Raw genomic sequence first — 13,521 nt, 5'->3', positions numbered from 1 at the left:
CTGTGAGCGACCACAGCCAGGATCAACGAGAATAGAGAGGACGAGAGGAACACCCATGATCGAATTGCGCACTCCTGCTGAGATTGAAGAGATGCGAGCGGCGGGACGATTCGTTGCCGAGACCCTGGCGACGCTGCGCGATGAGACCAAGGTTGGTACGAACCTGCTCTCCATCGACCGCAAGGCGCACGACCTGATCCGCAAGGCGGGAGCTGAGTCCTGCTACATCGACTACGCACCGTCGTTCGGCAACGGGCCTTTCGGCAAGGTGATCTGCACCTCGATCAACGACGCCGTACTGCACGGACTCCCCCACGATTACACGCTGCGCGACGGCGATCTGGTCTCGCTCGATTTCGCGGTCGCGGTGGATGGCTGGGTGTCCGACTCGGCCGTCTCTTTCATCGTCGGCACGCCGCGCGATGAGGATTTGCGTCTGATCGACACGACGGAGCGTGCTCTGGATGCTGCAATCGCTGCCGCGACCGTCGGCAATCGTATCGGCGACATCTCTGCGGCGGTCGCCGCGATCGCGCACGGCGAGGGCTACTCCATCAACACCGACTTCGGCGGGCACGGCGTCGGCCGCACCATGCACGGCGACCCGCACGTCGCCAACGACGGTCGCGCTGGTCGGGGCTTCCCGCTGCGCGATGGACTCGTGCTGGCCTTGGAGCCCTGGTTCCTCGCCACCACCGACGAACTCCGCACCGATGCAGACGGCTGGACACTGCGCAGCGCTGATGGCTCTCGCGGCGCTCACTCTGAGCACACGGTGGCGATCACCGCTGATGGTCCGATCGTGCTGACTGATCGCACGTTCCTCGGAGTGAAGTAGAGCAGTTCTTCGTGATGCGGTGCCGGCTTCACGCAGCGCCAGGGCTTATGCCATCCTGAGGGCATGATTCCGCAGGATCGACGAGTGCCAGAACGTGTACTGCTGGCTCGTCATGCGCAGGCGGAATGGAATGTCGAGGGACGGCTGCACGGACAGCGGGATTCGCCGCTGACACGTGAGGGAATCGCCCAGGCAGCGCGTCTCGCTGACAGTCTCGCGCCGTACGGGGTCAGCATGGTCTTTTCGAGCCCGCTGGGCCGGGCGCTGCGAACGGCCGTCATCATCGCCGAACGTCTCGGTACCGAGATCGTCGAGATGCCCGAGCTCGCAGAACTCGATCTCGGGGATATGGCCGGGATGACCCGCCCCGAGATCGAACAGGCATTCCCGGGCGCCCGCGAGGAGCGGGCGGAGAACCGCTATGGCTGGGCATTCCCTGGCGGCGAGAGCTATGCACAGGCTCGTGGACGAGCTCGCGTTGCGCTGTCTGCCTGCGGGTGGGAGTCGGATGGACTGCCTCTCATCGTCTCGCACGAAATGATCGGGCGGATGCTGCGCGCCGAGCTGCGCGGCCTGAATCCTGCCGAGACGCTGGAGCTGAGGCATCCGCTCGGCACAGCCTTCGACATCAACGGCCGCGCCGAGCATCTGGTCTGACGCGCATCCGCTGAGTCTCAGACGTCGGAGCGGTACACGAACACGTCGGTGAGCATCGGCAGGTCGAATTGCTCGCGGCCACGGGTCTGCGGGTCAGCGTCGAGAATGTCCTCGAGCTGCGCGAGCATGCGCCCACGGGTCGTTTCGTCGGCAACGAGGAAGCTACTGACGGTGAGCCAGCGGCTGAGGTAGTCCCCCCGCGTGATCTGCTCGTTCCAACGGATCTGGATCTGCTTCTCGAAGGCGAACCCGGGCAATTCCTCTGCTGCGGACTCAGTCGTGCCGTCAGTTTCAGCTACTGCCGGATGCGCGACGCGATGGCAGGCATGGTCCCACGTGCACGTCGGGTCAGAATGATTCCAGAGCAGCTCGAGGATGCCACCCGGCACCAGCACGCGCGCGATCTCAGCGCACGCCTTCTCCCTGTCGAACCAATGGAACGCCTGGGCCACCGTCACCGCGTCGACCGCAGCATCCGGCAGCGGAACGTTTTCTGCTCCCCCGATGATCGCTTCGACTTCGGGCAACTTCGCCCTGAGCACATCGAGCATCGCAAGAGACGGCTCCACGGCGAACACTCGCTCGGCCCGGTCCGTCAGCAGTTCGGTGAATTTCCCGGTGCCTGCTCCGAGGTCCAGTACTGCGGCGACGCGGGTCGGGATGATCACCTCGGCGGCAGCATCCGGAAATCCGGGTCGGTACCGCTCGTACTCTTCGCCGATGTTCTCGAATGACTGCGCCAGTTGCTGGTGATCCGCCATGCTTCGACGATAGCGTCGATGGGAAGTGGACGAGCCACGAGAAATGCCCTGCTGCATGAGAAATGGCGTAGCAACACGTTTCTCATGCGAGACGACGTTTCTCGCGGCGGCGGCAACGCGGGGCGCGCGGCGCGCGCCTACGCGAGCTCGATGAGGTCCTGGTACTCCTGGTTCCAGATGTCTTCGACACCGTCGGGCAGGATCAGCACGCGCTCGGGGTTCAGCGACTGCACAGCCCCCGGGTCGTGCGAGACCAGAACCACAGCACCCTCATAGTGTGCGAGCGCGTCAAGGATCTCCTCGCGCGACGCCGGGTCGAGGTTGTTCGTGGGCTCATCGAGCAGCAACAGGTTCGCGGATGACACGACCAGGGTCGCCAGCGACAGACGGGTCTTCTCGCCACCGGAGAGGACACCGGCCGGCTTCAGCACGTCATCCCCGGTGAACAGGAACGAGCCGAGCACGCGACGCGCCTCCATCTCGGTGATGTGCGGGGCCGCAGACACCATGTTCTGCAACACCGAACGGTCCACGTCGAGGTTCTCGTGCTCCTGTGCGTAGTAGCCGATCTTCACGCCGAAACCAGGCTCGAGCTGCCCGGTGTCCGGCTCGTCGACACCGGCGAGCATCCGCAGCAGTGTCGTCTTTCCGGCACCGTTGAGTCCGAGCACGACCACTTTGGAGCCGCGATCGATAGCGAGATCAACGTCGGTAAAGATCTCCAGGGAGCCGTACGACTTCGACAGACCGGTAGCCATCATCGGCGTCTTTCCGCACGGAGCCGGCTTCGGGAACCGCAGCTTCGCGACCCTGTCCGTCTCACGCACGTCATCGAGACCAGCAAGCAGCTTCTCCGCGCGCGCAACCATCTGGTGCGCTGCGGCAGCCTTGGACGCCTTGGCGCCGAAGCGGGCAGCCTGCTGCTGCAGCGAGGTCGCCTTCTTCTCGGCGTTCGCGCGCTCCTTCTTGCGGCGCTCTTCGTCCGCTACCCGCTGACGCAGGTAGTTCTTCCAGTTCATGTTGTAGATGTCGATGCTCTGACGGTTCGCATCGAGATAGAACACGCGGTTGACGGTCTCGCCGACGATCTCGATGTCGTGGCTGATCACGATCAGCCCGCCGCGGTAGTTCTTCAGGAACTCACGCAGCCACACGACACTGTCGGCATCCAGGTGGTTGGTCGGCTCGTCGAGGATCATCGTCTCGGCATCGGAGAACAGAATGCGAGCGAGTTCGATGCGGCGTCGCTGACCACCGGAGAGCGATGACAGCGGCTGGTCGAGGATGCGATCCGGTAGCGACAGGTTGTTCGCGATCGAGGCCGCTTCAGCTTCAGCCGCATACCCGCCTAACGCTTCAAAGCGCTCCATCAGGTTGCCGAACTTGCGCATCGCCTTATCGGCGACGGCCTGATCAGCGGATGCCATATCCTCGCTGGCCTTGGCCATGCTGAGCTGAATGGATCCGAGTCCACGAGCATCCAGAATACGCGTGCGTGCGAGCATCTCCGGGTCGCCGGTACGCGGATCCTGCGGAAGGTAGCCCAGCTCACCGGATCGGGCCACGTTGCCGTCTGCCGGGGGCAGGTCACCGGCAAGCACCTTCGTCAAAGTGGTCTTGCCGGCACCGTTGCGTCCGACCAGCCCGATCTTGTCGCCGGCAGAGACGCGAAAGGACACGTTCTCCATCAGGAGGCGGGCGCCAACGCGAATCTCGAGGTCGTGCACGGCAAGCACAGCGGAAGTCCGTTTCGTCAGGGGAATTTGGCCGATGGGCCAGCCTCCCAGTATAGGTCTCCCGCGCTGGTAAGACGCCGACAGCCCCCGATGCAAAGACCCCTCTGAAGTATGACGCGTTCGATACCTCAGGGTGATGTGGTCGTAGCAGCGCAAACCATAGGTTCTACGGGTGGACATCATCAACGACCTCATCCTGCAGGCTGCCGCATCCCCGTGGCTCTATCTTGTTATGTTCGCCACGGCCGTGCTCGACGGCTTCTTCCCTCCGATCCCGAGCGAGACGGTGCTGGTCGCAGCCGCTGCGGTTGCGACATCCACCGGTGAAACGAATCTGCCCCTCTTGATCGGCGTCGCCGCTATCGGCGCGATGATCGGAGACAACCTGGCGTATGCAATCGGCCGCACAATCGGAACCACCCGATTCGCCTGGATGCGCCGTCCTCGCGTCGCCGCCGCCTTCGAACGCGCACAGCGCACACTCCGACGCAACGGCGCCGGCCTCATCCTCGGCGCCCGTTACATCCCGGTCGGACGCGTGGCCGTGAATATGTCAGCCGGCGCGCTGAGCTACCCGTGGCGGCGCTTCCTGCCCTTCAGCATCCTCGGCGGCATCACCTGGGCCGCGTACAGCGCGGGCATCGGGCTCCTGGCCGGGCACTGGCTGAAAGAGCAGCCACTCCTGAGCGCCGTCTTCGGCGTCGCGTTCGCTCTCCTCCTCGGCGTGATCATCGATCGCATCATCGCCCTACGACGTCGGCGCCGCGAAAGCGAGGATACGGATGCCCCGACCCCGGCTGAGATCGAGATGCACGAGTCGCAGCCTGCGCAGGTGCAAGGATGACTTCCATGAGGTCGAAGAAGCGCGCTGCGCCGCAACCCGCCGCACAGCGCCGGTGGCCGTGGCCGCGCAACCGGCACACCGCCCTCATCGTGATTCTGACGACGGCCGCTGTCGCGCTGTACAGCGTGCTGGTTCCGGTGCACGTCACCTTCTACGGCAGTCCGGTTGCTATGACGATGCTGCTGGGCGCGATCGCCGTGGCCGCTCCGCTCGTCTCGCTCCGTTACCCTCGGGTCGCGATGATCGGCTTCACGGCATCGGCCGTACTGATTCCACTTATGGTCTCCCGCCAGATGGTCGTGGCAGCCCCGTGGCCCTGGTCGGTTCCGCTGCTCATCGCCTTCGCGATCATGGTCGCCAGCGTCACGTTCCGCCACGGGTGGCGATATGGACTCATTCAGCTGATCGTCGGTGCCGTCGCCGGAGTGATCGCATCGGTGATGCTCCCGGCAATCCCGAGCGGTAACTCGCTCATCGTCACCACCTCAATCCTGACCGGTGTCTACCTGCTCTCCTTCCTGCTCGTCGGCCGCCTGCGGCTGGGGGACGAACTCACGCGAGAACGCGCACTTACCGCGCAGGAGCAGTCCCGGCGCGAACTCGTTGAAGAGCGCACACGGATCGCACGAGAACTGCACGACGTCGTGGCCCACAGCCTCTCTTTGATTCAGGTGCAGGCATCCACCGCGCGTTACCGTGTTCCCGATCTCGCACCCTCCAGCGCCGCCGAATTCGAATCCATCGCCGCCTCGGCCCGTGAATCGCTCTCCGAGATGCGAAGGATCCTGGGCGTACTGCGTATGGAAGACCACACTGCCGACCTCGCCCCGCAACGCGGAATCGAGGACATCGCCGCGCTTGTGGATGCCACCAGGCGCGCCGGTGCCGCCGTCTCACTGATCCACCACACGGCCGGCGAAGATGTGAGCGCTTCGACCGGGCTCGCCGTCTACCGCATCGTCCAGGAATCACTGAGCAATGCTGTGCGCCACGCGCCCGGCACCGCAATTTCCGTGACCGTGACAGATGACGATTCTGACATCGTGCTGATCGTCCATAATGTTCACTCTCCTCAGGCCGGCGACCCGGCGGCGAGCCAGACCGCCACCGTGACGATGGGGCATCCCGGCGGCCATGGTTTGCGCGGTATGACCGAGCGTGCGACGCTACTCGGCGGGAGCATCCAGGCAGGCGATGATGCTGACGGCGGCTGGACAGTCGCCGCACGCGTGCCGAAGAACCCCCTCTCCCCTCCCGCGGAAGGCAATCTGTGACGATCGAAGTACTCATCGCCGACGACCAGGCGATGGTCCGCGCCGGATTCGCTGCCCTGCTGGATGCCCACGACGGCATCACCGTCACCGGCCAAGCCGCCGACGGCGCAGAAGCAGTTGCGGTCAGCACCCGCGTGGACCCGGACGTGATCTTGATGGACGTGCGGATGCCGAAACTCGACGGTATTGAAGCGACCAGACGCATCCTCGGTGACGGTTATCCCGCGGCGAAGGTACCGCGCATCTTGATGCTGACCACTTTCGACATCGACGACTACGTGTACGACGCGCTTCAGGCTGGCGCCAGTGGGTTTCTCCTGAAGGACGCCCTGCCAGAAGAGCTCGTCCACGCCGTGCGCGTGATCGCCGCAGGTGACGCGCTGCTGTCGCCGAGCGTGACGCGTCGCATGATCGCGCAATTTGCCGCGCAGAAGCCACGCACCACGGCATCCGCCCATCTGCTCAGCGAACTCACCGAGCGCGAGCGCGAGGTGTTGATTCTCCTCGGTCAGGGAAATTCGAACAGCGAGATCGCATCCGCGCTTTTCATTGCGGAGCAGACCGTCAAGACGCATGTAGGCAAAGTGCTGGCCAAGGTCGGTGCACGTGACCGCGTTCAAGCCGTGATATTCGCCTACGACACCGGCTTGGTCGAACCCGCCTGACGCCTCTGCCACCTGGGTAGGGGGTCACTCGACACCTCCGGGTGATGTGCGGCTACACAGCGACTCCATAGTCTCCTCGAACAGTCACCGAGGAGGAACCCCATGGCCATCGCCGAGGCACCCCAGCGCAGCGCACCGACCGCCCGACACTTCACTACCCGCGACCCGGGAATCGACTTCATCCGCGCCCTCTGCGTACTGGGCGTCGTGCTGCTGCACTCGATGATGGTCGGGGTGACGGTGACGGCATCCGGTCCCGTGTTCGAGAATGCCAGCGACGGCACGGCATGGATCGCTCCGCTGAGCTGGATCCTCCAGGTCATGCCGCTGTTCTTCGTCATCGCGGGGTTTTCGGGCCTGCTCGCCTACCGGCGCGTGCGCGAAAGAGGTGGCACCCCAGCAGAATTCATCGCAGCTCGAATCCATCGCTTGCTACTGCCCGCCACCTTCGCGATCGGGATCGTCGGCGTCGCTCTTGCCATGCTCACCGTCGCCGGCGTCCCGGCCGATCTCATTGCCGTTGCCGGGTTCAGATATGGGCAGCCCCTGTGGTTCCTCGGAGTCTTCCTGATCTGCCAGGCGCTGCTGCCGGCGCTGGCTGGGGCCCACCGCCGCGCTCCCCTGCTCACCATCGGCGCTCTCGCAGCAGCGGCCGTGACGGTCGACGTCATCCGTTCGCTGACGGGGTTGGATGGGCTCGGTTTCATTAACCTCGCGTTCGTATGGATGACACTGCAGCAACTCGGTTTCTTCCTCGCCGACGGGAGCATCGACGCGATGAGCAGACGAAACCGGATGCTGGCGGGCATTGCCGCCGCCACCGCACTGATTCTCACCTTTGTCTGCGGAATCTACTCCCCCGACCTCATCGCGAACATCAACCCACCGACCGCGGCATTGCTGCTGGTCGGAGTCGCACACACTGCCGCCCTGTCGCTGTTCCGAAACCAAATCGCACAGTTCAGCCGGCGCCCGCGCGTTGCTGCTTTCACGCGATTCGTCACCCCTCGCACGATGACGATCTACCTCTGGCACATGCCTGTACTGCTGGCGATGGCCGGCGCGACCGCCCTGTACGCGATGTCGATCGGGATCGCCCTTCCTGAGCTGAACAGCATCGAATGGTGGATTGGCCGCCCGCTGTGGCTGGCCACAGCGCTTGCCTGCACCACCACGATCGCGATGATCTTCGCGCGGATCGAGGCTCAGCGGGCACCCGCAGCTACCGGGTCACTTCGCCGTCTGTCCGTCGCGATCCTCACCGGTGCGACCGCGGTCGTGATGCTGCTCGTCTTCGGTACCAGTCTGCTCACTGCCTGCAGCGCCGTGCTGATACTCGTTCTGTCGCTGCGACTCGCTCGAGCAGACAGCGCACGCGTTGCGGTCAGCTGACGTCGAGAGCGGCGATACGAGTGATGGCCTCGGTGATGATCTCGGGACTCGTACCGAAGTTCAGCCGGACGTGACCGGCCCCTTCGGCTCCGAACGCCGGACCGAAGTGCAGCGCGACCCTCGCCTCCCGAAGGATCCGCTTCGATGGGTTGTCACCCCAGCCGAGACCGGCAAGGTCGATCCAGGCGAGGTATCCGGCATCCGGCAGGCGATAGCGCGCGGCCGGGAGATGCTGGGCGAGCAGATCTGCCACCAACCGTCGGTTCTCATCAAGGGTGACCAGAAGACTGTCGAGCCACACGTCGCTCTCTTCCGCGAATGCGGCGACGGCGGCGAGCATCCCGAACTGGCCGGTGCGCCACTCGACTTCGATAGGCAGAGACCGCAGGACTCGAGTGGTGTCGTCAGAGGCTGTCACCATGAGCGCACACTTGAGACCGGCGAGGTTGAACGCCTTGCTCGCACTGACGACGGCGTAGCCGACCGCGCGAGCATCATCCGATATCGACAGGAAGGGCCGGAACCCGGTATTCGGTTGCACGAGGGGCGCATGGATCTCGTCGGACACCACCGCAGCGCCGTGCGCGGCGGCAAGCTCAGCAAGCGCGGTCAAAGATGCCGCCGAGTGCACGGTGCCGGTCGGATTGTGTGGATTGCACAACAGCACCGCTCGGGCGCCGGCTTCCAGCGCCGCATGGATGCCGTCGAGGTCGAGCTCCCACCCTGTTCCCGAGTCTCGCAGCGGAACACGTTCGACGATGGCGCCGGCCTCTTCGACGAGGTCAAAGAATGGCGGATACACGGGCGTCGTGACGATCACACGCTCGCCCGGCGATGTGACGCGCCGCAGAATCTCGACGATGCCCATGCTCACATCGGCAGTAGAACGCATGCGCGCAGCATCCGGAGACCAGCCGAAACGACGGTGCGCGAATTCGGCGTATGCCTCGGCAAGTGGGGTGCGTGAAGCCACGTAACCGGTGTCGCCGATCGAAATGGCACGCTCAAGCGCCCGAGTGATCTCGGGCGCCAGAGCGAAATCCGTTTCGGCTACGAACAGCGGCAGCACATCGGCGGGGTACTCCCGCCACTTCTCGCTGGTGCGCTCGCGAAGAGCATCCAGCGAAAGAGCGCGGAGCCGTTCCATGTCAGATAGCGAAGCCGAGCGCCCGCATCATGTCGCGTCCGTCATCGGTGATCTTCTCCGGACCCCACGGCGGCATCCACACCCAGTTGATGCGGAAGCGGTCAACGACGGAGTCCAGCGCCTCTGCCGTCTGCTCTTCGAGCACATCGGTCAACGGGCAGCCAGCGCTCGTCAGTGTCATGTGGATGACGAGAGCATCGTTCTCGTCATCCCAGCTCAGGTCATAGATGAGGCCGAGGTCGACGACGTTGATCCCGAGCTCCGGGTCCATGACGTCCTTCAGAGCCTCGGTGACCTCGTCGAACTTCTCTGGGGCAAGCGTCGCGGTCATGACCTCAGCCTACGCTTCGATCGGCGCAGCAGGGTCGAAGAAGCGGTCGTAGCCTTCTTCCTCAAGGCGATCAGCCAGTTCAGGCCCGCCCTCTTCGACGATCTTTCCGCCGACGATCACGTGCACGAAGTCCGGACGGATGTAGCGCAGAATGCGGGTGTAGTGCGTGATCAGAAGCACGCCGAGTCCGGTGGACTCCTTCGCGCGGTTCACGCCCTCCGACACGATCTTCAGCGCGTCGACATCGAGACCAGAATCGGTCTCGTCGAGCACGGCGAACTTCGGCTTGAGAACCTCGAGCTGAAGAATCTCGTGACGCTTCTTCTCGCCACCGGAGAAGCCTTCGTTGACGTTGCGCTGCGCGAACTTCGGGTCCATGCGCAGGTTGGTCATCGCGGACTTGACGTCCTTGGTCCACGAGCGGATCGCGGGAGCTTCGCCGTCGAGCGCGGTCTTCGCGGTGCGCAGGAAGTTCGTGACCGTCACACCGGGGATCTCCACCGGGTACTGCATCGCGAGGAAGAGACCGGCGCGCGCACGCTCGTCAACGCTCATCTCGAGAACATCGTCACCGTCGAAGGTGATCGAGCCGCTGGCGACGGTGTACTTCGGGTGACCGGCGATCGTGTACGCCAGTGTGGACTTGCCTGAGCCGTTCGGGCCCATGATGGCGTGCGTCTCACCGGTCTTCATGGTGAGGTTGATGCCGTTGAGGATCGGGGTCGTCCCCGCCTCGGTCTCGACCGTCACGTGCAGGTCGCGGATCTCAAGAACAGACATTTCAGACTTCCTTCGTCACGGTCGGATCAATGAGCACGTCATCGCCGTTGATTTCAACGACGTAGACCGGAACGGGCTCATAAGCGGGGAGATTCTGGGGGATGCCGGTACGCAGCGAGAAGGCGGAGCCATGGGCCCAGCATTCCAGCGTGTCGCCTTCAACAAACCCTTCGGACAGCGAGATCTCGCCATGGGTGCAGGTGTCACCGATCGCATGGATCTCACCGGCGGAGTCGAGAACGATCGCCATCGGGACACCATCGAGCTCAACGCGCAGCGGAGTGTCCTGCTCAAGATCGGTGATGCCGCAGGCGCGCTGAGCGCTCATACGTTGACTCCGGCGAGTTCGGTATCGATCGCCGCGAGCAGTTCACTTTCCAGCGACGGGATGCCGAGGCGCAGCACGATGTCGGTGAGGAAGCCGAGCACCACCAGACGGCGAGCCTCTTCTTCAGAGATGCCGCGAGTCTGCAGGTAGAACAGCTGCTCGTCGTCGAAACGTCCTGTAGCGCTGGCGTGGCCGGCACCGAGGATGTCACCGGTCTCGATCTCGAGGTTCGGAATCGAGTCGGCGCGTGCGCCCGCGGTGAGCACCAGGTTGCGGTTCGCCTCATAGGAGCTGGTGCCAGTGGCATCGCGTCCGATGAGAACATCGCCAATCCACACGCTGCGCGCACTCTCACCCTGGAGCGCGCCCTTGTAGAGCACGTCGCCGGTGGTGTGAGCGCCCTTGTGGTGCATGTAGACCTGGCTTTCCAGGTGCTGTCCGGCATCTGCAAATGTCAGGCCATACATCTTGCCTTCGGAACCGGTACCGGCCAGCTCCAGGTTCGGGTTCACGCGCACGATTCCGCCGCCAAAGCTGACGATGAAGTGCCTCAGCTGTGCGTCCTTGTCGACGCGCGTCTGATGTGACGCGGCGTGGATGGCATCGTCATCCCAGCGCTGGACGGAGACGACGGTGAGGCGCGATCCTGCCCGAGCAATGATCTCGATGTTCTGCGCGTACTGGGCAGATCCCTGGTGACGCAGAATAACTGTTGCCGCGCTGTTCTCCTGCGCCTCGATCACGATGTGAGAGTCGGCACGCTTGTCAGCGCCCTGGCCTGTCACCGTGACAAGGATCGGTTCAGCGACCTCTTCATTGCGCGGGATGCGCACGTGCATGCCGTCGACGCTTCCCTGCCAGGCCACAGCTGCCACGATGTCTTCCGGAACGAAGAACTCGCCACGCGGCGCTGTACCTGCGGCCAGCGTGTCGGCAATGTACTGCTCGCCGCTGGTGATCTCGTAGGTGACACCGTCATTTGATTCAGCCGGAGTGAACAGGCCGCTCAGACGAGCAACCGGTGTGTGCTTCCAGTTGACCTCGCGGCCGGTCGGAGTTCCGAAGTCGGCGGGCTCGAATGAGCGCGGTCGTTCGGATCGGGTCTGCACGGGAACGAATCCAGCATCTGCCACCTGGGCTGCCGGGTCGATGTGCGCGTTCGTCTGCTGCGCCGAGGTGGGCGCTGTCGTAGAGGCCGCCATTTAGCCGACCGATCCTTCCATGCCCATTTCAATGAGCTTGTTCAACTCCATTGCGTACTCCATCGGAAGTTCGCGTGCGATCGGCTCGATGAAGCCGCGGACGATCATCGACATCGCTTCGGTCTCTTCCATGCCACGGCTCATCAGGTAGAACAGCTGCTCTTCGCTGACTTTCGAGACGGTGGCCTCGTGGCCGAGTTTCACGTCATCGACACGAATGTCGATTGACGGATAGGTGTCCGATCGAGACTGGGTGTCAACGAGCAGTGCGTCGCAGATGACCGAGTTCGACGAGTGGTGCGCGGCTGGATCAACACGGACTTCTCCGCGATAGCCCGTGCGTCCGCCGCCACGGGCGATCGACTTCGAGACGATCGATGACTGCGTGTACGGAGCCATGTGGATCATCTTGGCGCCAGCATCCTGATGCTGACCGGGACCTGCGAAAGCAACGGAGAGCGTCTCGCCCTTGGCATGCTCGCCCATCAGGTAGATCGACGGGTACTTCATCGTCACCTTGGAGCCGATGTTGCCGTCGACCCATTCCATGGTTGCGCCCTCGTGAGCGACAGCGCGCTTGGTGACGAGGTTGTAAACGTTGTTCGACCAGTTCTGGATCGTCGTGTAACGAACGCGTGCGTTCTTCTTCACGATGATCTCGACGACGGCCGAGTGCAACGAGTCCGACTTGTAGATCGGGGCGGTGCAGCCTTCGATGTAGTGAACGTAACTGTCCTCATCGGCGATGATCAGCGTCCGCTCAAACTGACCCATGTTCTCGGTGTTGATGCGGAAGTACGCCTGCAGGGGGATCTCGACGTGGACGCCCTTGGGGACGTAGACGAATGAACCACCCGACCAGACGGCCGTGTTGAGGGCTGCGAACTTGTTGTCACCAGAGGGAATGACGCTGCCGAAGTACTCTTCGAAGAATTCGGGGTGCTCACGCAGCGCAGTGTCCGTGTCCATGAAGATGACGCCCTGCTCCTCCAGATCCTCGCGGATCTGGTGGTAGACGACCTCGGACTCGTACTGGGCGGCGACGCCGGCGACAAGACGCTGACGCTCGGCCTCCGGGATTCCCAGACGCTCGTAGGTTTCACGAATCTCAGCCGGGAGCTCTTCCCACGACTGCGCCTGCTTCTCTGTGGAGCGGACGAAGTACTTGATGTTGTCGAAGTCGATATCGCTGAGGTCTGCGCCCCAGGTCGGCATCGGCTTGCGTCCGAAGAGCTGCAGAGCCTTCAGACGGGTCTTCAGCATCCATTCGGGTTCTTTTTTGAGCCCCGAGATACCGCGGACAACATCTTCAGAAAGACCGCGCTTGGCGATGGCGCCAGCGGCGTCTTCATCGTGCCAGCCGAACTCGTACACCCCCAGACCATCGAGTTCTGGGCGGTCGATCAGCACATCCGACATCACACACTCTCCTTGTTGGACCCAAACGGTGTCATCCGCCCCGGCACGCCATAGCCCCGCAGATGATACGGGGTGGGAGCCGCTGGTGGGCCTCATCACGGACGCATTCTTCGCGCCTAAACTGTTGGTGATGCACCTTGCGCTGAG

14 protein-coding genes are annotated in these 13,521 nt (G+C 63.6%); 6 read left to right on the top strand and 8 right to left on the bottom strand.

Annotated features, from left to right (window positions below):
- Positions 1-55: 55 nt before the first annotated feature.
- Both map and ACSU1L_RS01355 read left to right on the top strand, forming a co-directional pair.
- Complete coding sequence (gene map, locus ACSU1L_RS01360) at positions 56-838, top strand: type I methionyl aminopeptidase (RefSeq protein WP_438255895.1); 783 nt, start codon at positions 56-58, stop codon at positions 836-838.
- Between the two features lie 84 nt (positions 839-922).
- Entirely contained in the window at positions 923-1,495 is a 573-nt protein-coding gene (locus ACSU1L_RS01355) for a histidine phosphatase family protein (RefSeq protein ID WP_439254370.1), read from the top strand.
- 17 nt (positions 1,496-1,512) lie between these two features.
- Here the strand turns inward: ACSU1L_RS01355 and ACSU1L_RS01350 are convergent, their stop codons facing one another.
- Both ACSU1L_RS01350 and ACSU1L_RS01345 read right to left on the bottom strand, forming a co-directional pair.
- Positions 1,513-2,256: a class I SAM-dependent methyltransferase gene (locus ACSU1L_RS01350; RefSeq protein ID WP_439254368.1), complete on the bottom strand. Its 744-nt coding sequence runs from the start codon at positions 2,254-2,256 to the stop codon at positions 1,513-1,515.
- A 137-nt stretch (positions 2,257-2,393) separates the two neighbouring features.
- The gene (locus ACSU1L_RS01345; protein ID WP_438255881.1) at positions 2,394-3,992 is read right to left on the bottom strand and encodes an ABC-F family ATP-binding cassette domain-containing protein; all 1,599 of its coding nucleotides are present in this window, start codon (positions 3,990-3,992) and stop codon (positions 2,394-2,396) included.
- A gap of 172 nt (positions 3,993-4,164) precedes the next feature.
- Here ACSU1L_RS01345 and ACSU1L_RS01340 point away from each other — a divergent pair, with 172 nt between their 5' ends.
- From ACSU1L_RS01340 to ACSU1L_RS01325, 4 genes are all read left to right on the top strand, one after another.
- Positions 4,165-4,836 (top strand): DedA family protein, encoded by a 672-nt coding sequence (locus ACSU1L_RS01340; protein WP_439254367.1) that lies wholly within the window; start codon positions 4,165-4,167, stop codon positions 4,834-4,836.
- Positions 4,833-6,110, top strand: a complete 1,278-nt coding sequence (locus ACSU1L_RS01335) for a sensor histidine kinase (RefSeq protein ID WP_439254366.1) — start codon at positions 4,833-4,835, stop codon at positions 6,108-6,110. Before ACSU1L_RS01340 ends, ACSU1L_RS01335 begins: the two co-directional genes overlap by 4 nt.
- Positions 6,107-6,775 carry a response regulator gene (locus ACSU1L_RS01330; RefSeq protein WP_439254365.1) on the top strand — a complete coding sequence of 223 codons (669 nt, stop codon included), beginning with the start codon at positions 6,107-6,109 and terminating at the stop codon, positions 6,773-6,775. Before ACSU1L_RS01335 ends, ACSU1L_RS01330 begins: the two co-directional genes overlap by 4 nt.
- Positions 6,776-6,877: 102 nt before the next feature.
- Entirely contained in the window at positions 6,878-8,167 is a 1,290-nt protein-coding gene (locus ACSU1L_RS01325; RefSeq protein ID WP_439254363.1) for an acyltransferase family protein, read from the top strand.
- Here the strand turns inward: ACSU1L_RS01325 and ACSU1L_RS01320 are convergent.
- From ACSU1L_RS01320 to sufB, 6 genes are read right to left on the bottom strand one after another with little or no spacing between them, the layout of a single operon-like run.
- A complete protein-coding gene (locus tag ACSU1L_RS01320; RefSeq protein ID WP_439254362.1) occupies positions 8,160-9,314 on the bottom strand; it encodes a MalY/PatB family protein in 1,155 nt (384 codons plus the stop codon). The genes ACSU1L_RS01325 and ACSU1L_RS01320 overlap by 8 nt on opposite strands.
- A 1-nt stretch (position 9,315) precedes the next feature.
- Positions 9,316-9,645, bottom strand: a complete 330-nt coding sequence (locus ACSU1L_RS01315; protein ID WP_438255887.1) for a metal-sulfur cluster assembly factor — start codon at positions 9,643-9,645, stop codon at positions 9,316-9,318.
- 9 nt (positions 9,646-9,654) lie between these two features.
- A complete protein-coding gene (gene sufC / locus ACSU1L_RS01310; protein ID WP_438255888.1) occupies positions 9,655-10,425 on the bottom strand; it encodes a Fe-S cluster assembly ATPase SufC in 771 nt (256 codons plus the stop codon).
- 1 nt (position 10,426) lies between these two features.
- On the bottom strand, positions 10,427-10,753 hold the full coding sequence (locus ACSU1L_RS01305) for a non-heme iron oxygenase ferredoxin subunit (protein ID WP_438255889.1): 327 nt from the start codon (positions 10,751-10,753) through the stop codon (positions 10,427-10,429).
- Entirely contained in the window at positions 10,750-11,955 is a 1,206-nt protein-coding gene (gene sufD / locus ACSU1L_RS01300; protein ID WP_439254360.1) for a Fe-S cluster assembly protein SufD, read from the bottom strand. The genes ACSU1L_RS01305 and sufD overlap by 4 nt, the downstream gene beginning before the upstream one ends.
- Positions 11,956-13,374, bottom strand: a complete 1,419-nt coding sequence (gene sufB, locus ACSU1L_RS01295) for a Fe-S cluster assembly protein SufB (RefSeq protein ID WP_438255891.1) — start codon at positions 13,372-13,374, stop codon at positions 11,956-11,958.
- Between the last annotated feature and the right edge of the window lie 147 nt (positions 13,375-13,521).

The sequence above is a fragment of the Microbacterium sp. A94 genome (assembly GCF_051842855.1).
GTDB lineage: Bacteria > Actinomycetota > Actinomycetes > Actinomycetales > Microbacteriaceae > Microbacterium.
Note: the sequence above shows the minus strand (reverse complement) of the source record. Positions and strands in the feature narration are given on the sequence as shown.